This window comes from Streptomyces sp. NPDC102274 (genome assembly GCF_044766385.1).
In the GTDB taxonomy this organism is placed as follows: domain Bacteria; phylum Actinomycetota; class Actinomycetes; order Streptomycetales; family Streptomycetaceae; genus Streptomyces.
Genome location: NZ_JBIWLW010000002.1, coordinates 92,421 through 111,500 on the forward strand (window position 1 = coordinate 92,421; position 19,080 = coordinate 111,500).

The 19,080-nt window shown below is 68.7% G+C and carries 14 protein-coding genes and 1 pseudogene; 7 read left to right on the forward strand and 8 right to left on the reverse strand.

Features of this window, described 5'->3' with window-relative positions; translation table 11 throughout:
* Positions 1 to 93: 93 nt before the first annotated feature.
* Entirely contained in the window at positions 94 to 2,421 is a 2,328-nt protein-coding gene (locus ACIRQP_RS02785; protein ID WP_403882348.1) for a (Fe-S)-binding protein, read from the reverse strand.
* A gap of 291 nt (positions 2,422 to 2,712) precedes the next feature.
* Positions 2,713 to 3,240 carry a sugar transferase gene (locus tag ACIRQP_RS02790; RefSeq protein ID WP_403882351.1) on the reverse strand — a complete coding sequence of 176 codons (528 nt, stop codon included), beginning with the start codon at positions 3,238 to 3,240 and terminating at the stop codon, positions 2,713 to 2,715.
* Positions 3,241 to 3,506: 266 nt separating this feature from the next.
* Here ACIRQP_RS02790 and dnaK point away from each other — a divergent pair, with 266 nt between their 5' ends.
* Genes dnaK through ACIRQP_RS02810 form a run of 4 tightly spaced genes read left to right on the forward strand, consistent with a single transcriptional unit; the run spans position 3,507 to position 7,751 of the window.
* On the forward strand, positions 3,507 to 5,384 hold the full coding sequence (gene dnaK, locus ACIRQP_RS02795; RefSeq protein WP_403882354.1) for a molecular chaperone DnaK: 1,878 nt from the start codon (positions 3,507 to 3,509) through the stop codon (positions 5,382 to 5,384).
* The gene (grpE, locus tag ACIRQP_RS02800; protein WP_403882357.1) at positions 5,381 to 6,043 is read left to right on the forward strand and encodes a nucleotide exchange factor GrpE; all 663 of its coding nucleotides are present in this window, start codon (positions 5,381 to 5,383) and stop codon (positions 6,041 to 6,043) included. The genes dnaK and grpE overlap by 4 nt, the downstream gene beginning before the upstream one ends.
* Positions 6,044 to 6,091: 48 nt before the next feature.
* Entirely contained in the window at positions 6,092 to 7,282 is a 1,191-nt protein-coding gene (gene dnaJ / locus ACIRQP_RS02805; protein WP_403882360.1) for a molecular chaperone DnaJ, read from the forward strand.
* A gap of 4 nt (positions 7,283 to 7,286) precedes the next feature.
* Complete coding sequence (locus tag ACIRQP_RS02810) at positions 7,287 to 7,751, forward strand: heat shock protein transcriptional repressor HspR (RefSeq protein ID WP_403882363.1); 465 nt, start codon at positions 7,287 to 7,289, stop codon at positions 7,749 to 7,751.
* An 88-nt stretch (positions 7,752 to 7,839) separates the two neighbouring features.
* Here ACIRQP_RS02810 and ACIRQP_RS02815 read toward each other — a convergent pair whose 3' ends face one another.
* Together ACIRQP_RS02815 and ACIRQP_RS02820 are read right to left on the reverse strand one after the other, a co-directional pair.
* Positions 7,840 to 8,814 carry a hypothetical protein gene (locus ACIRQP_RS02815; protein ID WP_403882366.1) on the reverse strand — a complete coding sequence of 325 codons (975 nt, stop codon included), beginning with the start codon at positions 8,812 to 8,814 and terminating at the stop codon, positions 7,840 to 7,842.
* 186 nt (positions 8,815 to 9,000) lie between these two features.
* On the reverse strand, positions 9,001 to 9,954 hold the full coding sequence (locus tag ACIRQP_RS02820; protein WP_403882369.1) for a helix-turn-helix transcriptional regulator: 954 nt from the start codon (positions 9,952 to 9,954) through the stop codon (positions 9,001 to 9,003).
* Between the two features lie 423 nt (positions 9,955 to 10,377).
* On the opposite strand from ACIRQP_RS02820, the gene ACIRQP_RS02825 reads away from it, so the two are divergent.
* On the forward strand, positions 10,378 to 10,698 hold the full coding sequence (locus tag ACIRQP_RS02825; RefSeq protein WP_030353182.1) for a hypothetical protein: 321 nt from the start codon (positions 10,378 to 10,380) through the stop codon (positions 10,696 to 10,698).
* A gap of 185 nt (positions 10,699 to 10,883) precedes the next feature.
* Here the strand turns inward: ACIRQP_RS02825 and ACIRQP_RS02830 are convergent, their stop codons facing one another.
* Positions 10,884 to 11,288 carry a pyridoxamine 5'-phosphate oxidase family protein gene (locus tag ACIRQP_RS02830; protein WP_403882372.1) on the reverse strand — a complete coding sequence of 135 codons (405 nt, stop codon included), beginning with the start codon at positions 11,286 to 11,288 and terminating at the stop codon, positions 10,884 to 10,886.
* 260 nt (positions 11,289 to 11,548) lie between these two features.
* Here ACIRQP_RS02830 and clpB point away from each other — a divergent pair.
* Both clpB and ACIRQP_RS02840 read left to right on the forward strand, forming a co-directional pair.
* Positions 11,549 to 14,155, forward strand: a pseudogene (gene clpB / locus ACIRQP_RS02835) (ATP-dependent chaperone ClpB); the annotation flags it as partial.
* A gap of 231 nt (positions 14,156 to 14,386) precedes the next feature.
* The gene (locus ACIRQP_RS02840; protein ID WP_129769910.1) at positions 14,387 to 14,914 is read left to right on the forward strand and encodes a YbjN domain-containing protein; all 528 of its coding nucleotides are present in this window, start codon (positions 14,387 to 14,389) and stop codon (positions 14,912 to 14,914) included.
* 209 nt (positions 14,915 to 15,123) lie between these two features.
* Here ACIRQP_RS02840 and ACIRQP_RS02845 read toward each other — a convergent pair whose 3' ends face one another.
* Genes ACIRQP_RS02845 through ACIRQP_RS02855 form a run of 3 tightly spaced genes read right to left on the reverse strand, consistent with a single transcriptional unit; the run spans position 15,124 to position 19,058 of the window.
* Complete coding sequence (locus ACIRQP_RS02845) at positions 15,124 to 16,905, reverse strand: ABC transporter ATP-binding protein (protein WP_403882375.1); 1,782 nt, start codon at positions 16,903 to 16,905, stop codon at positions 15,124 to 15,126.
* On the reverse strand, positions 16,902 to 17,993 hold the full coding sequence (locus ACIRQP_RS02850; RefSeq protein ID WP_403882378.1) for a hypothetical protein: 1,092 nt from the start codon (positions 17,991 to 17,993) through the stop codon (positions 16,902 to 16,904). The genes ACIRQP_RS02845 and ACIRQP_RS02850 overlap by 4 nt, the downstream gene beginning before the upstream one ends.
* Before the next feature lie 6 nt (positions 17,994 to 17,999).
* Positions 18,000 to 19,058, reverse strand: coding sequence for a DUF1611 domain-containing protein (locus tag ACIRQP_RS02855; protein ID WP_403882381.1), 1,059 nt, complete (start codon positions 19,056 to 19,058; stop codon positions 18,000 to 18,002).
* Positions 19,059 to 19,080: the final 22 nt, after the last annotated feature.

Below are 19,080 nucleotides of genomic sequence, written 5' to 3' on the forward strand. Positions count from 1 at the left end.
CGGCCCCTGTCCCCGCCCCGGCCGATACGCCGAGCGGCCGGACCCGCCCCGAGGCAGATCCGGCCGCTCTCCGACCGACTTCAGCTACTTCACCTACTTCACGGGCTGAGGCTCCGGGGCCGGATCAGGATCCGGGTCCGGGTCCGGGTCCGGCGCGCTCTCCCGCTCCTCCAAGCCCTCCGGCCCCGCCGGCGTCCGTACCGAGTCGAGCAGCAACTGCGCCACGTCCACGACCTGGAGGGACTCCTTCGCCCGGCCGTCGTTCTTCTTGCCGTTGACCGAGTCGGTGAGCATCACGAGACAGAACGGGCAGGCCGTCGACACGATGTCCGGGTTCAGCGAAAGGGCCTCGTCCACCCGCTCGTCGTTGACGCGCTTGCCGATCCGCTCCTCCATCCACATCCGCGCGCCGCCCGCGCCACAGCAGAAGCCGCGCTCCTTGTGGCGGTGCATCTCCTCGTTCCGCAGACCGGGCACCTTCGCGATGATCTCGCGTGGCGGCGTGTAGATCTTGTTGTGCCGGCCCAGGTAGCAGGGGTCGTGGTACGTGATCAGACCCTCGACCGGCGTCACGGGGACCAACTTGCCCTCGTCCACGAGGTGCTGGAGCAGCTGCGTGTGGTGGATGACCTCGTACTCGCCGCCGAGCTGCGGGTACTCGTTCGCGATCGTGTTGAAGCAGTGCGGGCAGGTCGCGACGATCTTCTTCGACGACTTCGGCTTCTTCGTCGAAGCGTCGTCATCGTCTTCCCCGTACGCCATGTTCAGCATCGCGACGTTCTCCTGGCCGAGCTGCTGGAACAGCGGCTCATTGCCCAGGCGCCGGGCCGAGTCGCCCGTGCACTTCTCGTCGCCGCCCATGATCGCGAACGTGACGCCCGCGATGTGCAGCAGCTCCGCGAAGGCCTTGGTGGTCTTCTTGGCCCGGTCCTCCAGCGCTCCGGCGCAGCCGACCCAGTACAGGTAGTCGACCTCCGTCAGGTCCTCGATGTCCTTGCCGACGACCGGTACCTCGAAGTCGACCTCCTTCGTCCACTCCAGGCGCTGCTTCTTCGCCAGACCCCAGGGGTTGCCCTTCTTCTCCAGGTTCTTGAGCATCGTCCCGGCCTCGCTCGGGAAGGCGCTCTCGATCATCACCTGGTAGCGCCGCATGTCGACGATGTGGTCGACATGCTCGATGTCGACCGGGCACTGCTCCACACACGCACCGCAGGTGGTGCAGGACCAGAGCACGTCCGGGTCGATGACGCCGCCCGCGGCGAAGCCGCTGTCGGATACGGCCTCCAGCGTCCCGATCAGCGGGCGTTCGGCCTCGGCGAGGGCCGCGGCGGGCACTCCGGCCAGCTGCTCCTCGGTGGCCTTCTCCTCGCCCTCCGTCGTCTTTCCGCCGCCGGCCAGCAGATACGGCGCCTTGGCGTGGGCGTGGTCGCGCAGCGACATGATCAGGAGCTTCGGGGAGAGCGGCTTGCCCGTGTTCCAGGCCGGGCACTGCGACTGGCAGCGGCCGCACTCCGTGCACGTGGAGAAGTCGAGGATGCCCTTCCAGGAGAAGTGCTCGATCTGGGAGACACCGAAGACGTCGTCCTCGCCCGGGTCCTCGAAGTCGATCTCCTTGCCGCCGCTCGCCATCGGCTGAAGGGCGCCGAGCGCCGTGCCGCCGTCCGCCTCGCGCTTGAACCAGATGTTGGGGAAGGCGAGGAAGCGGTGCCAGGCGACGCCCATGTCGGTCTTGAGCGCGACCGTGATCATCCAGATGAAGGACGTCGAGATCTTGATCAGCGCGACCAGGTAGACCAGGTTCTGCAGGGTGCCGAGGCTGAGCCCGTCGAACGCCGCGACCATCGGGTACGAGACCAGATACGCCGCCTGGTACGAGTCGACGTGGTGCAGCGCGCCCTCGAGCCCGCGCAGGACCAGGATCGCCAGGCCGATGATGAGGATGACGGCCTCGACGAAGTACGCCTGGCCGAAGTTCGAGCCCGCGAAGCGGGACTTGCGGCCCGCGCGGCTGGGGAGCGAGAGCTGCCGGATGACGATCAGGGTCAGGATGCCGAGCGTCGTGAGCAGGCCGATGAGTTCGACGAAGACCTCGTACGGCGTCCAGTCGCCGATGACCGGCAGCAGCCAGTCGGCCCGGAAGAGCTGCCCGAAGGCGTTCACCAGGGTCAGCACGAGCGAGAAGAAGCCGACCGCGACGAACCAGTGCGCGACGCCGACCACGCCCCAGCGGTTCATCCGGGTATGACCGAGGAACTCCTTGGCCACGGTCAGGGTGCGCTGGGCGGGCTCATCGGTCCGCTTGCCCGCGGGGACGGGCTGGCCGAGCCGTACGAAGCGGTAGATCTGCGCGATGGCTCGGCCGAACAGCGCCACACCGACGACGGCGAGTACCAGCGACACGATGATCGCGGCGAGTTGCATTGGGGGCTCCTCGGGCCTGCGAGGGTGGGAAATCGGCCCACTCTTCCACGGGCTTCTGCTTTACGGGGACGGGCTACGGGCTTCCTGCTGCTCATTACCGCTTACGTGCTCATTACCGCTTACTAAGCGGTAACTTAATCGGTTCGTGCTGAGGTTACCCAGTTCTCCCGCCGCAATGTAGCGGCGGAGCCGGTGATCTGTGTCGCTCAGGGGGTCTCGGGGGGGTCTCGGGGGTCTTGGGGGGGCGGGAGGCTCGGGGGCCGCGGGGCCTCGCGGGGTCCTCCGGCGGCCTCAGGGAAACCTGACCGCCCCGACCGCCCTCAGTGCGCGTCCGGGCGTGCGCGCGAGGATCGCGAGGTCCAGGCCGATCCAGTGGTGCTCCACGTAGTGCTGGTCGAGCAGCTGTGTCTCGTCCCACGGTAGCCCCGAGTGGTGCCGTACCTGCGCGAGGCCGGTCAGGCCGGGCCGTACGAGCTGCCGCCAGGGCGCCGCCCCCGCCGGGGAGCCGGTCTTCAGGGGCGCGGGCCCCACCAGGGACAGCTCGCCCCGTACGACATGGGGCAGCCGGGAGAGCACGTCGAGCCGGAACAGGCGGGTGCGCAGGGAACTCAGCAGGAAGGGGTGGCCGTTGAGTCCTGTGCGGTAGTCGCGTACGAAAACGCCCCCGGCCGGCCGGGACAGCGCGAGGGCGAGGGCGGCGGCCGCGAGCAGGGGCGCGGTCAGCGCCAGGAGGGCCGAGCCGAGGGTCAGATCCAGAAGGCGCTTGGGCTCCGGGAGGTGGGGCGGGCGCCATGCCGTGGGGCGTCGCTTCAAGGTCACACCTGACCGTTCTGTTCGCTATATGTGCTCTATTGCGTTCAGTGGTAGTTTCGGTAGTTTCATTGAGTTCGGTGCTTTTGCCACGGAACGATCGCACGGTGAAGGTGTGAGGGCCGGGTAGGCGGGCCCCTCAGGCGCGTCCAGGGGTGCCCGGAGTCCGGGGCCGCGCACGATAGTTGAGTCCCTTCGACTCAGGTCCTTTGACTCTCCGGGATCCGTGATGCATCCTTGAGTCTGTTCCACTCAAGTCAGCTGGAGGAATCGAAATGGCACGTGCGGTCGGCATCGACCTGGGCACGACTAACTCCGTCGTCAGCGTTCTCGAAGGCGGCGAGCCCACCGTCATCACCAACGCCGAAGGCGCCAGGACCACGCCGTCCGTCGTCGCCTTCGCCAAGAACGGCGAGGTGCTCGTCGGCGAGGTCGCCAAGCGCCAGGCAGTCACGAACGTCGACAGGACCATCCGGTCGGTCAAGCGCCACATGGGCACCGACTGGAAGATCAACCTGGACGGCAAGGACTTCAACCCGCAGCAGATGTCGGCCTTCGTGCTGCAGAAGCTGAAGCGGGACGCGGAGTCGTACCTGGGCGAGAAGGTCACCGACGCGGTGATCACCGTCCCCGCGTACTTCAACGACTCCGAGCGTCAGGCCACCAAGGAGGCCGGCGAGATCGCGGGCCTCAACGTGCTGCGTATCGTCAACGAGCCGACGGCGGCCGCCCTGGCCTACGGGCTCGACAAGGACGACCAGACGATCCTGGTCTTCGACCTCGGTGGCGGCACCTTCGACGTCTCGCTGCTGGAGATCGGTGACGGCGTCGTCGAGGTGAAGGCCACCAACGGTGACAACCACCTCGGTGGTGACGACTGGGACCAGCGCCTCGTCGACTTCCTGGTGAAGCAGTTCGCCAACGGCCACGGCGTGGACCTCTCCAAGGACAAGATGGCTCTCCAGCGTCTCCGCGAGGCCGCGGAGAAGGCGAAGATCGAGCTGTCGTCCTCGTCCGAGACCACGATCAACCTGCCGTACATCACGGCGTCCGCCGAGGGCCCGCTGCACCTCGACGAGAAGATCACGCGCTCGCAGTTCCAGCAGCTGACCGCGGATCTGCTCGACCGCTGCAAGACCCCGTTCCATAACGTCATCAAGGACGCCGGCATCCAGCTGTCCGAGATCGACCACGTGGTGCTCGTGGGTGGTTCGACGCGTATGCCCGCCGTCGCGGAGCTCGTCAAGGAGCTGACCGGTGGCCGCGAGGCCAACAAGGGTGTCAACCCCGACGAGGTCGTCGCCATCGGCGCCGTGCTCCAGGCCGGTGTTCTGAAGGGCGAGGTCAAGGACGTCCTGCTCCTCGACGTCACCCCGCTGTCCCTCGGTATCGAGACCAAGGGCGGCATCATGACCAAGCTGATCGAGCGCAACACGACGATCCCGACGAAGCGTTCGGAGATCTTCACGACGGCCGAGGACAACCAGCCGTCGGTGCAGATCCAGGTCTACCAGGGCGAGCGCGAGATCGCGGCGTACAACAAGAAGCTCGGAATGTTCGAGCTGACCGGTCTGCCGCCCGCGCCGCGCGGTGTGCCGCAGATCGAGGTCGCCTTCGATATCGACGCCAACGGCATCATGCACGTGGCCGCGAAGGACCTCGGCACCGGCAAGGAGCAGAAGATGACCGTCACCGGTGGCTCCTCGCTGCCGAAGGACGAGGTCAACCGGATGCGTGAAGAGGCCGAGCAGTACGCGGACGAGGACCACCGCCGCCGCGAGGCCGCGGAGACCCGCAACCAGGCCGAGCAGCTCGTCTACCAGACGGAGAAGTTCCTCAAGGACAACGAGGACAAGGTCCCGGGCGACATCAAGACCGAGGTCGAGACGTCCATCGCCGAGCTGAAGGAGAAGCTCAAGGGCGAGTCCGCCGAGGGCGACAACACCGCCGAGATCCGTACCGCCACGGAGAAGGTCGCGGCCGTCTCGCAGAAGCTCGGACAGGCGATGTACGCCGACGCCCAGGCGTCCTCCGGCGCGGCCGCCGGCGGTGCCGAGGCCGGCGCGGGCGCCGGACAGGCCAAGGCCGATGACGATGTCGTCGACGCCGAGATCGTGGACGACGAGAAGCCCAAGAAGGACGGTGCGGTGTGACGGAGGAGACCCCGGGCTTTGAGGAGAAGCCCGACGTTCCCTCCGGCGCGACCCCCGAAGATGCCGCGTCGAAGGGCGCCGAGTCCGACTCCGTAACGGAGCCGGGCCCGGCGGCCCCGGGCGGGGACGTACAGGAAGTCGCCCTGACGGCGCAGCTGGACCAGGTCCGTACGGCGCTCAACGAGCGCACGGCAGATCTCCAGCGGCTCCAGGCCGAGTACCAGAACTACCGCCGCCGGGTGGAGCGCGACCGGGTCACGGTCAAGGAGATCGCTGTCGCGAGTCTGCTGACCGAACTGCTGCCGGTCCTGGACGACATCGGCCGGGCGCGCGACCACGAGGAACTGGTCGGCGGATTCAAGTCGGTGGCCGAGTCGCTGGAAGCGGTCACGGTCAAGCTGGGCCTCCAGCAGTTCGGCACGGAGGGCGAGCCCTTCGATCCGACGATTCATGAGGCCCTGATGCACTCGTATGCGCCGGATGTCACGGAAACGACGTGCGTCGCGATCCTCCAGCCTGGGTACCGGTTCGGCGAGCGGACGATCCGGCCCGCCCGCGTCGCGGTGGCCGAGCCCCAGCCGGGGGCCCAGCCCAAGGCCGGGGACGAGTCGGGCGAGTCCGCCGGCGACAAGGAGAGCGGTGGCCCGGACGAGGGCTGACGCGGCGGCTGGTCATGCGGTATCAGGCGGAGAGGAGGGACGTCGGGAATGAGCACGAAGGACTTCGTGGAGAAGGACTACTACAAGGTTCTCGGCGTCCCCAAGGACGCCACCGAGGCCGAGATCAAGAAGGCGTACCGGAAGCTCGCCCGCGAGTTCCACCCCGACGCCAACAAGGGCGACCTCAAGGCCGAGGAGCGCTTCAAGGAGATCTCCGAGGCGAATGACATCCTCGGGGACCCCAAGCGGCGCAAGGAGTACGACGAGGCGCGCACCCTCTTCGGCAACGGCGGGTTCAGGCCCGGTCCCGGTGCCGGGGGCAACGGCTCGTTCAACTTCGACCTGGGCGACCTCTTCGGCGGCGGCCCCGGCGGCGGCACGCAGGGCGGACCCGGCGCCGGTGGCTTCGGCGGCGGGCTCGGGGACGTCTTCGGCGGGCTCTTCAACCGGGGCGGCGCCGCGACCCGTACGCAGCCGCGCCGCGGCCAGGACATCGAGTCCGAGGTGACGCTCAGCTTCACCGAAGCGGTCGACGGGGCCACGGTCCCGCTGCGGATGTCCAGCCAGGCGCCCTGCAAGGCGTGTTCGGGCACGGGTGACAAGAACGGCACACCGCGGGTCTGCCCGACCTGTGTGGGCACGGGTCAGGTCTCACGCGGCACCGGCGGCGGCTTCTCGCTGACCGACCCCTGTGTGGACTGCAAGGGCCGTGGGCTGATCGCCCAGGACCCGTGCGAGGTCTGCAAGGGCAGCGGGCGCGCCAGGTCCTCACGGACCATGCAGGTGCGTATCCCGGCGGGTGTCAGCGACGGGCAGCGGATCCGGCTGCGCGGCAAGGGCGCTCCCGGCGAGCGCGGCGGCCCCGGCGGCGACCTGTATGTCGTCGTCCATGTCGACGCTCATCCGGTCTTCGGCCGCAAGGGCGACAACCTCACGGTCACCGTGCCCGTCACGTTCACGGAGGCGACGCTCGGCGGCGAGGTGAAGGTGCCGACCCTGGGCGGTCCTGCGGTCACGCTCAAGCTTCCGGCGGGGACACCCAACGGCCGTACGATGCGCGCCCGCGGCAAGGGCGCGGTACGCAAGGACGGCACTCGTGGCGACCTGTTGGTCACCGTCGAGATCGCGGTCCCCAAGGACCTCGACGCGCCCGCGCGGGACGCGCTGGAGGCCTACCGGAAGGCGACCGCGGACGAGGACCCGCGGGCGGAGCTGTTCCAGGCGGCGAAGGGAGCATGACCTCATGGACGGGCGGCGTCGGCAGTCTTCATCGTTCACCAGGGCGTATCAGCTGACCGAGGAAACGCCGGTGTACGTCATCTCCGTGGCGGCACAGCTCTCCGGGCTGCACCCGCAGACGCTCAGGCAGTACGACCGCCTCGGTCTGGTCTCCCCGGACCGCACGGCGGGCAGGGGACGCCGCTATTCGGCCCGTGACATCGAGCTGCTCCGCCAGGTGCAGCAGCTGTCGCAGGACGAGGGCATCAATCTGGCCGGCATCAAGCGGATCATCGAGCTGGAGAACCAGGTCGCCGCGCTCCAGGCGCGGGTCGCCGAGCTGTCGGCGGCGGTGGACGGCGCGGCGACGGCGATGCGGCAGCGCGAGGCGCAGGTGCACGCGTCGTACCGGCGGGATCTGGTGCCGTACGAGGACGTGCGTCAGGCGAGCGCGCTGGTGGTGTGGCGGCCCAAGCGGCCGACGGACTGAGGTGTACGTGAGTGGGCGGGCGCCCGGTCGGGGATTCCCGGCCGGGCGTTTCGCGTTGCCGTGGTGCCGAGCGGTCGGGGCAGGCCGGTCAGCCCAGCTTGCGCTCGTCCGCGGCGGCCTCGGAACTCCACCACACGCCGAGCGCGAACTGCGTATCCACACCAACGGCTTCGTAGAGCTTGTTCAGATCGCTGTTGACCGTGCGCAGACTGACGCCCAGCTCGGTGGCGATCTGCTTGAGCGTGCGGCCCTCTCGCAGCTTGTTGAGGATACGGCGCGACCGGCCCGTCGTGACTGACTCCGCCTTTCGTAGAAAACGGCCGCCCGCCCAGGGCTCAGCGCGCTCCCACTGCTGGTCGTAGATATGGCGGAAGAAGGCCAACATGCCGGGGTGTGTCGCCTTGAAGGCAACGTTCGCGCTAGGCGCGCCTCGGTGGTCGGAGAATATGGCAACTTTGTTGTCCACCAGAATCATTCGCTCAAAATCGGTGGCGAGGGTGCGTACCGCTGCACCGTGCTTGCTCACCTCCGCGGCCCACTCTTGTTCCGCGGATCGAGTGCGAGCGGTGTCCGGATAGATCGTGCGAAGTGCGATACCACGCTGAAGGAGCTTGATTTCGGATGCGACCACCGCTCGAAGCGTCTCGGGCTTTCTGTTCTGCGGATGCGCCGTACAGATCTGGAGCCTCGCCGAATCAACCGCTTGCATGATGGCGGCAGTGACCAGTTCGTTCCGGCCGAGGAACTCGATACCGTCCCCTCTCGACGACTCGGCGCTTCTCAGCTCCCGGTGCAGCTCGGAGACTTGGTCCATGCGGTGGAGGTGACGGGCGATGGCGGCGCGCTCCTCCGCCAGGGCGGTTTGCTCGGCGTGCCACATGTCCGCCGAACTCCATCGGTCGTACTGCGGGTTGTGCACTGCCAGCCCGAGAGCGATCAGTTCCGTGAGACCGGGTTCGGATCCTGCGACCTGTTCGCCCTGAATGAGCCGGCGCAGCAGGGTGCGCGCTTCCCCTGATATGTCAAGTGATGCTTCGTTGTGCGACGCTACGTCGGGTTTCATGTATCCCTCCTGCGAGCTTCCGCAGTGCACATCAGTGCAGGCATCTTTCGCTTGATCCGCGTGGGCCGGCCCCGCATTCTACAGAGGGTGACAGAAGATATCGGAAGGCTACATCGGGCGCCCGGACAGAATTGCGGCGCCTCTTCTCCGGGGTCGCCGGGGGACGGCTGAATGGCGATTCCTGGGTCAATCCGACTCGGCGCCCTGGTCCAGGATTCCGGACCGCGCGATGAGATATCCGAGCTGGGCGCGGCTGCCGCTGCCGAGGACGGAGGCGAGCTTGGCGATGTGGGCGCGGCAGGTCCGTACGTTCATCCCCAGACGCCGGGCGATGGCCTCGTCCACGTACCCCTCGACGAGAAGCTTGGCGATGGTCCGCTGAACGCCTGTGATGCCGTCCGGGGTCGGCTCGTACGAGACCTGCTCGGTGAGGGGCGTGGCGCGCCGCCAGAGCTGCTCGAAGACCTTGACGAGATAGGTCACCAGACCCGGGTGGCGCAGTTCCAGGGCGACCTGCTGGTCGTCGCGCGCGGGTATGAAGGCCACGGTCTGGTCGCAGATGATGAGCCGCTCGATCAGCTCTTCCAGGGTCCTTATCTCGATCTTGCCGCTGGCCATGCGGTCCACATAGGCCATGGTGCCCTGGCTGTGCCGGACAGTGTGCTGGTAGAGCGTGCGCATGCTGACGCCGCGGTCGATCAGTGGCCGGTCCCGTTCGAGCGCCTGACTGAGAATGTGCTCGCGCCGGCCACCTCCGGGCTGGATCGTGAGCATCTCCGTATGGCACTCGGCGGTGGCGAGATTGAGAGCGGCGTTGATCCGGTTGAAGCCTTCGAGGACGGTGATCGAGTGCGTGGGGGCCGGGTTGAGCGCGCTGATGGCCATGAATGGCTCAAAGGATTCTGTTAGATCGTTCGAGAGACGCCTCCGGTCCAGGATCTCCCGCTCGATGGGATGGAGCCGCTGCGCGAGCGCGACGGACGGCGGGACCGGCCGCAGCCAGTTCGGGTCGTCCGGATCGGGGTGCAAAAGAGCAAATTCCAGAAGGCACGGAGCCTCCTCCGCCTCCACGCGGGAGATGCGCCCGGCACTCAGAGCGCTGGCGTAAAGGTGCGCCCCCTCGTCGCACAGTGCGGTCACAGCGTGGGGATGTGTCGGTTTTGGCACGATCCTTGGCAAATCTCCACCCCCCAGGGTCCTGAACGTACAGGAACATGATGCATCTGCCCTGTGGCATTGACGTGCCTGAATGAGCCATCGTCTTGTGACGCGGGGGAGAGGAATCCATCAAGTGAGGACGAAGCCGACTATGTACAAGAGATTGCTTCGCTCGGTGCTTGCCGCAGCTTTCTCCGCGGTCGTGGCTTACGGGGTTCTGGGTGGCGCGGACAGTGGTTGGGGATTCGCGCCTCAGGCCACCCAGTCGGACAGTGGCTGGGGCAGTGGCCCGGGCGACAGTGGCTGGGGCAGCGGCACGAAGTCGGATGACAGTGGTTGGGGCTCTACGCCGGCGAACGAACCGCCGGACAGCGGCTGGGGGAGCTCACCGGCCGACGTAAGCGCATGACTGTCCCGCCGGACGATCGGGTCTTCCGGCGCGAGATGGCCACGGCCTACCGGTCGGGGTGGCACTTCATCGATCTCGTCACCGCTATTCCTCACCGTGGCGACTCGCTGATGGTCACCCTCTTCGGAGAGCCGATCGTCGTCGTACGCGAGGAGGACGAGGACGTCCGTGCCTACCGCTGCCTTCGGAGGCCGCGGGGGGCTCCGCAGCCGGTCCGGTGTGCCATCCGTTACGACATGATCTTCGTCAACCTCGACCAGCGTGACCACCAGTTGGTCGGATCGAATACCACCATCGCCACCCCCCGCAGTGCCTGAGCGATTCCCCCGTCGTTGTAAATCGCTCAGGCGCTTCCCCCACACAGCGGCGCCATCGTGGACCTGAAACACGATGGCGCCGCTGTGCTGTCCGCGTCCGTTTTCGCGTTCCTGTCCCGCGTTCCGGTTTCGCGTGTTCGTGCGCGCCGGACTTCTCGGTCCTGACGGTTCCCCGGTCCTCTCGGTCAGCCGCGGCCGAGCGCCCGTTCCAGGGCGATCTCGATGACGACCCGGTCCGGGTTGGGCGCCGGCGTGCGTTCGTACCGCTCCGCGTAGCGGCTCACCGCGTCCGCGACCACCTCAGGCTCCGTACGGACCGTGGCGCGGCCCTCCAGCGTCGCCCAGTGGCGCTTCTTGACCTGGCAGACCGCCACTCGCGCGCCGTCCGGTCCCGCCGCCAGGATGTTGGCGACCTTCGTGCTGTTCTTACTGGTGATGACGCGGGCGAGCCCGGCCTCGGGGTCGTACGTCACGCCCACCGGCACCACGTGCGGACTGCCGTCCGGACGCAGCGTGGTGAGCGTGCACACAAGGCGCTCGCGCCAGAAGGCGAGAAAATCGGGGCTGGGATCGCGTACGTCATGGGCCATGCCGGAAAGCCTAGGGCCTGTCTTCGAAGTGGCGCCGTCCGCCCGAGGGGCGGGCGGGACTTTGAAGACAGGCCCTGGATCCGGACAGGGCGTGGGGTGGCGAACGCCCCGGGGGGTTCACCGCTCCGGGTACGGGCGCGGAAACCCCGGGAGAGCGGCCCCGATTCAGGCTTGAGTGGAATAGACTCAACTTTGCGCACGTTCCCAATGTCAGGGTCGGACGGAGGCCCGAGGTCTGTGCAGGAGAGGAGAGGGCGCACGTGGACGCCGAGCTGACCAACAGGAGCCGGGATGCGATCAATGCCGCCACCAACCGGGCCGTGGCGGCCGGGCATCCCGATCTGACCCCCGCGCATCTGCTGCTCGCGCTGCTGGAGGGGCAGGACAACGAGAACGTCACCGACCTGCTGGCCGCTGTCGAGGCGGACCAGGCCGCGGTACGGTCCGGAGCGGAGCGGCTGCTGGCCGCACAGCCCAGCGTGACCGGTTCCACCGTCGCGCCCCCGCAGCCCAACCGTGAGCTGCTCGCCGCCATCGACGACGCGGCCCAGCGGGCCAAGGAGCTGGGGGACGACTACCTCTCCACCGAGCACCTGCTGATCGGCGTCGCGGCCAAGGGGGGCCGGGCCGGGGAGGTGCTCGACCAGCAGGGGGCGGGCGCCAAAAGACTGCTTGACGCGTTCGAGAAGGCAAGGGGAGGACGCCGGGTGACCACAGCCGACCCGGAGGGTCAGTACAAGGCCCTGGAGAAGTTCGGTACCGATTTCACCGCGGCGGCCCGCGAGGGCAAGCTCGACCCGGTCATCGGCCGGGACCAGGAGATCCGGCGTGTGGTGCAGGTACTGTCACGCCGTACGAAGAACAATCCGGTGCTGATCGGCGAGCCCGGCGTCGGCAAGACCGCCGTCGTCGAGGGGCTCGCGCAGCGCATTGTCAAGGGTGACGTGCCGGAGTCGTTGAAGAACAAGCGGCTGGTTTCGCTGGATCTCGGTGCGATGGTGGCGGGCGCCAAGTACCGCGGTGAGTTCGAGGAGCGGCTCAAGACCGTCCTCTCCGAGATCAAGTCGAGCGACGGCCAGATCATCACCTTCATCGACGAACTGCACACCGTCGTGGGCGCGGGCGCCGGCGGCGACTCCGCCATGGACGCCGGGAACATGCTCAAGCCGATGCTGGCCCGCGGCGAGCTGCGGATGGTCGGCGCGACCACGCTCGACGAGTACCGCGAGCGGATCGAGAAGGACGCGGCGCTGGAGCGGCGCTTCCAGCAGGTGCTGGTCGCCGAGCCGACCGTCGAGGACACCATCGCGATCCTGCGCGGGCTCAAGGGCCGGTACGAGGCCCACCACAAGGTGCAGATCGCGGACTCGGCGCTGGTCGCCGCCGCGACGCTCTCCGACCGCTACATCACCTCGCGCTTCCTGCCCGACAAGGCCATCGACCTCGTGGACGAGGCCGCGTCCCGGCTCCGGATGGAGATCGACTCCTCGCCGGTCGAGATCGACGAGCTCCAGCGCTCCGTCGACCGCCTCCGTATGGAGGAGCTGGCGCTCAAGAACGAGTCCGACCCGGCCTCCAAGCAGCGGCTGGAGAAGCTCCGTCGCGACCTCGCCGACCGCGAGGAGGAGTTGCGCGGCCTCAACGCCCGCTGGGAGAAGGAGAAGCAGGGGCTCAACCGCGTCGGTGAACTGAAGGAACGTCTGGACGACCTGCGCGGCCAGGCCGAGCGCGCACAGCGCGACGGCGACTTCGACACCGCCTCCAAGCTGCTGTACGGCGAGATCCCCGGCCTGGAGCGGGAGCTGGAGGAGGCCGCCGAGGCGGAGCAGGTGGCGGCCAAGGAGCCCACCGACAAACTGGTCAAGGAGGAGGTCGGCCCGGACGACATCGCCGATGTGGTCGGCTCCTGGACCGGCATCCCGGCCGGCCGGCTGCTGGAGGGCGAGACCCAGAAGCTGCTGCGCATGGAACAGGAACTGGGCAAGCGGCTGATCGGCCAGAACGAGGCGGTCCAGGCCGTGTCCGACGCGGTACGCCGTACCCGCGCCGGCATCGCCGACCCCGACCGCCCCACCGGGTCCTTCCTCTTCCTCGGCCCGACCGGGGTCGGCAAGACCGAGCTGGCCAAGGCGCTCGCGGACTTCCTCTTCGACGACGAGCGGGCCATGGTCCGTATCGACATGAGCGAGTACGGCGAGAAGCACTCGGTGGCCCGGCTGGTCGGCGCGCCTCCCGGCTATGTCGGCTACGAGGAGGGCGGCCAGCTCACCGAGGCCGTGCGCAGGCGCCCGTACTCGGTGATCCTGCTGGACGAGGTGGAGAAGGCCCACCCGGAGGTCTTCGACGTCCTGCTCCAGGTCCTGGACGACGGCAGGCTCACCGACGGCCAGGGGCGGACGGTGGACTTCCGCAACACCATCCTCGTCCTGACGTCGAACCTCGGCAGTCAGTTCCTGAGCGGGCACAGCCTGGTCGAGCCGCTGACCAGCGAGGAGACAAAGAAGCAGCGGGTCCTGGAGGTGGTACGGAGCTCCTTCAAGCCGGAGTTCCTGAACCGTCTCGACGACCTGGTGGTCTTCTCCGCCCTCTCGCGCGACGAACTGGCGCACATCGCCAAGCTCCAGATCGACCGCCTGGCCCGCCGCCTCGCCGAACGCCGGCTCACCCTGGACGTCACCCCGGCGGCGCTCGAATGGCTGGCCGACGAGGGCAACGACCCGGCCTACGGAGCCCGGCCGCTGCGCCGCCTGATCCAGACGGCGATCGGCGACCGGCTCGCGAAGGAGATCCTCGCGGGCGAGGTCACGGACGGTGACACGGTCCGGGTGGACCGCTTCGAGGACGGCCTGATCGTGGGCGCGGCGACGACGGCGTCCGAGGAACCGGCGACGACGGCGTCCCAGGAGTCGGCGACGACGGCCTCTCAGGAGAGTACGAGGGCGGAGTCCGGCAAGACACTGTGAGCGTGCGGCGCGCGGGGGCCGGTACGCGCGTGAGTGCGCGCCGGCCCCTTTGTGCGCCGGATCGGCGGGCCGGGGTTGCCAGGGCCTCCCCGCTATGGGGGAGGATGGAAGGAACCGTACGAAGGGAAATACACGGTGAGCATCGACCCGTCCTCGATTCCGAATTTCGGGGGACAGCCCCAACCGCAGGGTGCAGGACCGGCGGGCCCCGTCGTCCCCGACCAGGATCTGGTCAAGCAGCTCCTCGAACAGATGGAGCTGAAGTACGTCGTCGACGACGAGGGCGACCTCGCGGCGCCGTGGGAGGAATTCCGTACGTACTTCATGTTCCGCGGCGAGGACGACCAGCAGGTCTTCTCGGTGCGGACGTTCTACGACCGGCCGCACCCGATCACGGACAAGGCGAAGGTCCTTGACGCGATCGACGACTGGAACCGCCGCACGCTGTGGCCCAAGGTCTACACCCACATCCACGAGGAGGGTGACGGTCCGCCCACCGTCCGGCTCATCGGCGAGGCCCAGATGCTGATCGGCATGGGCGTCAGCCTGGAGCACTTCGTGTCGTCCACGGTCAGCTGGGTGCGCGCGTCGATCGAGTTCGACAAGTGGCTCGTCGAGCAGTTCGGCCTGGAGCCGGGCGACGAGAAGCCCGAGGACGCCTGAGTCCGCGGACCGCGCTGAACGACAGCCCGGCCGGCGCCGCGATCGTCCGTGATCGCGGCCCTGAGCCGGGCTTTCGCGTACCGCGAGAACTCGGCACGGTCCGGGCGTTGTGCGTTCCTTGGAAGCGGACACGTTCGGAAGCGGACAGGTTCGCCGGTCCTGACCACGCGTCAGGGACCGGACCCGTCAGGCGGCCCTCCGGCGGCCCCTCAGGCGGCCCGCCGGGCCGCCCGCGCGGCCTCCCGCCGGGCCGACGCCGAGGCCGGACCGCGCCACATCCGCGGGGTGCCGTCGTGGAGATGGATGGTGCGGGTGGCGAGGCGGGTGAGGGCCGGCCGGTGGGTGGTCATGACCGCTGTTCGGCTCTCGACCAGGCGGCCGAGCGCGCGGACGACGAGTTCTTCGGCGGCGTTGTCCAGTCCCGTGGTGGGTTCGTCGAGCAGCACAACGGGGGCGTCGGCGAGCAGGGCGCGGGCGATGCCGACGCGTTGGCGCTGGCCGCCGGACAGTCCGGCGCCTCGGTCGGCGAGCCGGGTGTCCAGGCCATCGGGCAGGCGTTCGGTGAACTCGGTGACCAGGGCTGCCTCCGCCGCTCGGGCGACCTCGTGCGGGCCGGCGTCGGGTCGGGCGTAGCGGATGTTGTCGGCGATGGTGCCGGAGAACAGGAACGTGTCCTGCAGCACGACCGCGATCTGGCGGTGCAGCCAGATGGCGGGGATGTCGGCGAGGGGGAGTCCGTCGAGGAGCAGGTTGCCGCGGGTGGGCGGGTAGAGCCCGGCGATGAGGGAGAGCACGGTGGATTTGCCGGAGCCGTTGGGCCCGAGCAGCGCGAGGTGTTCGCCGGGGTGGACGGTGAGGTCGAAGTGGTTCAGGACGGGGCCGCGGCCGTAGTCGAGGGTGATGTCGTGCAGGTCGATTCGGCCGGTGGCGCGGTCGGGCAGGCGCCGGTGTGGTGTCGGGCGCGGGGGTGGCTGGTCGAGGATGGCGGCGACACGTTCCGCGGAGGCCGCGCCCTGGGGGAAGGTGATCGAAAGGCGGGACATCGATCGCATGGGCTTGATCATGTCCTTGAGGTAGCTGGTCACCACGACCAGCAGCCCGACGGACCACCAGTGGTTCACGACACCGAGGCCGCCCGCCCACAGCAGTGCCGCGGTGGCCACCGCGGCGGCGGCTTCGAGCAGTGGAGTGAATCGGGCTCGCAGTTCGACGCTGCGCAGGCCGGCGTCGAGGGTGGTGCTGTTGCTGGTGGCGAAATGCGCGTCGTGCAGGTCCTGGCGGCCGAAGGCGTGGATGGTGCGGATGCCCTGAAGGGATTCGGTGACGAAGGCGGCGAGGTGTCCTTCGGCGGCGCGCTGGCGCCGTTCCGTCTGGCGGGTCAACCGGGTGTAGCGGGCGGCCGTGAGGAATACCAGCGGGGCGCCCGCGATCGCGATCAACCCCAGGCGCCAGTCGACGCAGAGGATGACGGTGGCGTACCCCGCGAGGGCCAGCAGTCCGGGCAGAAGCGTGGAGAACAGGTCGACCAGACCGTCCTGGATCCGGCCGGTGTCGATCGCGACGCGGCTGGTCAGTTCCCCGGCGGCCTGCCGGTCGTGGTAGCTCATGGGGAGCCGTTGCATGTGGGCGAAGACGTCCGTGCGGATCTCCGCGGTGATCCGCTCTCCGGCGCTGTTCATCACACGGTCACCGAGGTAGTCGAACGTCCCCGAGGCGAGAGTGATCAGCAGCAGCGCGCCGGCGGCCGCGCTGAGCATGGCCAGCGGGGACGAGCCGACGATGCCCGTGAGCCAGGTCAGTGGGCCGCTGGTCCGGCCCTTGAGTACGTTGTCGATGACCAGCGCCAGCGGCCAGGGTGCCGCCAGGTCGGCGATCAGTTCTCCGATGCGCAGTCCCACGCCGAGCACGAGCGTGCCCAGATGCGGGTGGCCGTAGGAACGGAATCGCCACAGGTGTCGCATCATTCCCACATCGGCTTGGCGGGCCTTCATCTGCGCACCTCCCCGGTCAGGTCCGCGCGGGCGGCGTCTGTGAGGGCCGCGTTGCTCGCGCCGGGGCGTATGCCGTGCTCGGCCATGGCGGTCAGCACCACCGGCGCGAGTCCGGGGTCGGCACACGTGATCGCGGACAGCAGCCCGGAGAACTGGCGGCGCTGCTTCAAGGCGTCCTTGGTCAGCCGGGTGGCGTCGGCTCCGGCCGACTCCATGCCGCGCAGCAGCGCCGCATCGAAGCGCGCCGCGTCGGCACCCGTGGCGATGACCCGCTCACGAGCGGACCAGCATGCCGATGCCCACACGGTGCCGTCGGCGTGCGGGTCCTGGTCCCGCCCGCCCCAGAAGTGCGCCATTGTCCACCGGGGCTGCAGTTTGCGGCGCCGCGGGTCCCACTCGGCGATGGCCCCGCGGTGCCAGCCGTAGATGTCCGAGGTGCCCAGCAGGATGGCCGTGAAGACATCTGCTGTGCCCTCGTCCAGGGCGATCTTCCGGTTGGTCTGCTGCGCCGGGGGACGCAGCCGGTTGAGCCGGAAGTCCGCGGTGTGCCGGCACAGATGATGGCCGACCTCGTGACAGATGATCGCGACGTTGTGTGAGGGGGCGTGGAAATACCGGCCGCCACCTGGTGCCAGGACGAATCCGTCGCCGCCCCCCAGATGGACCTCACCCGCACAACTGAGAGCGGCGGGCTCGTCCGTGAGTGACGCCCTGGGAAGCCGATAATGCCCTCCGTGCCAGCGGCGGGGCTGGTTGTGCATCCCGATTCTGACCAGCAGGTGAGGGAGAGGGTGGCCGAGCAGGGCTGAAGCGAACCGCAGGGCACGCTGGACGTGGAAGGCCGTGTTGGTCACGCCGAATGCCCGGGCCTGCCGGTCCGCGACGGCGTCGGCCAGGGGACCGCCGCCGGCCGCGGGGTCGAACTTCAACGTGGAGCCGTTGAACAGCCGCCCGCCGCGCTCGTCACGGACCGTGGCCTCGGGCAGCACCACTTCGGCCGGCCGCAGTTCAAGGACGTCCAGGGCGGCTTCGCGCAACTGTCCGGGCCCTGGACGCCCGTCAGGTATGTAGACGATCGCCGGGATCACGGGGCATCATCCCCAGACAGCGGCGTCGGCGAAGGGTCCCGTCGTGGCGTCGGTCCCCCGGCCCGGTGCGCGCACCAGGTCCACGGCCGCGCCGTTTGCCAGCTGTGGCGGGGACAGGACCGGTAGTCCCGTGGCCGCGTGTGCTTCCTGGGAGGCAAGGGGGCTGGCGGTGACCAGGCCACTCACCATGCGGACCGGAACCCCCAGTCCCTGCAGGATCGTCACCCCGGCCACCGCGTCCAACGCGTTGGCCGCCGCCAGTACGACACCGTGGGCGAATCCGGGCAGGCACTCGGCAAGTGCCCGTGTCTCGGAGTGCAGCAGCCCGTCGGCGATCTCCAGGACGACCGCGTCCGCACCGTCGTCGACCAGGGCATCGCGGATGGCGATCATCGTGGTCCGCAGCCGCTCGACCGGATAGCCGAACGTGGAGGACATGCCGAAGTCGAGGAATTCGGCCACGGTGCTGGCGCCCGCGTCGAGGTACATCCAGCGGTCCTTGCCGCTGCCGGAACCGGTGACCTTGCCCGCACCGGCAGCCAGTCCGGCTCGCGTCCAGCCCGACACCATGGCCGACGCCGTCGTGGTCTTGCCCGCGTTCATCGACGAGCCGAGCACGACCAGAGTGCCCCACTCCGGCGCCGTGTGCGGCGACGGCGTCCGCGCGTAGTGTTCCAGCGACAGTGGCATCCCGGACCGGTCGTTCAGCGTGCCGATCACCTTCAACTCGGTCGGTGGCAACCGTCGCGTATGCGCCGAGGCGACCGTTCCCACAAGGCCGCCCGCCGTCAGCAGATGAACATTGGGCCCGGTCGGCAGGTAACCCTCGTAGAAGTCCGTGGCGTACCGGTTGCCATAGGCACCCACCACGATGTCGCCCCAGTAGAGACGGACGCGCCGACCATGGACATCCTCCAGATGGTCAAGCTCGCCCAGGTGGGCCACGGTGGCAACCACAAGATCCCCGAGCTGCGGTTCGCGAACCGACCCACCGGGCGCGGTCGCGTCCCGGTCGTTGACTCTGCGCGTCACATAGCCCCACTTGGCACCAGCAAAGTCTTTCATCACAGATCCCTCATCCGGTGGG

Bases quoted from the DNA above. Each gene is read 5' to 3' on its own strand.
- ACIRQP_RS02810 (WP_403882363.1), top strand. From the start codon at position 7,287: ATGGACGGGCGGCGTCGGCAGTCTTCATCGTTCACCAGGGCGTATCAG.
- ACIRQP_RS02845 (WP_403882375.1), bottom strand. From the start codon at position 16,905: ATGAAGGCCCGCCAAGCCGATGTGGGAATGATGCGACACCTGTGGCGA.
- ACIRQP_RS02815 (WP_403882366.1), bottom strand. From the start codon at position 8,814: ATGAAACCCGACGTAGCGTCGCACAACGAAGCATCACTTGACATATCA.
- ACIRQP_RS02785 (WP_403882348.1), bottom strand. From the start codon at position 2,421: ATGCAACTCGCCGCGATCATCGTGTCGCTGGTACTCGCCGTCGTCGGT.
- dnaK (WP_403882354.1), top strand. From the start codon at position 3,507: ATGGCACGTGCGGTCGGCATCGACCTGGGCACGACTAACTCCGTCGTC.
- ACIRQP_RS02825 (WP_030353182.1), top strand. From the start codon at position 10,378: ATGACTGTCCCGCCGGACGATCGGGTCTTCCGGCGCGAGATGGCCACG.
- ACIRQP_RS02830 (WP_403882372.1), bottom strand. From the start codon at position 11,288: ATGGCCCATGACGTACGCGATCCCAGCCCCGATTTTCTCGCCTTCTGG.
- dnaJ (WP_403882360.1), top strand. From the start codon at position 6,092: ATGAGCACGAAGGACTTCGTGGAGAAGGACTACTACAAGGTTCTCGGC.
- ACIRQP_RS02855 (WP_403882381.1), bottom strand. From the start codon at position 19,058: ATGAAAGACTTTGCTGGTGCCAAGTGGGGCTATGTGACGCGCAGAGTC.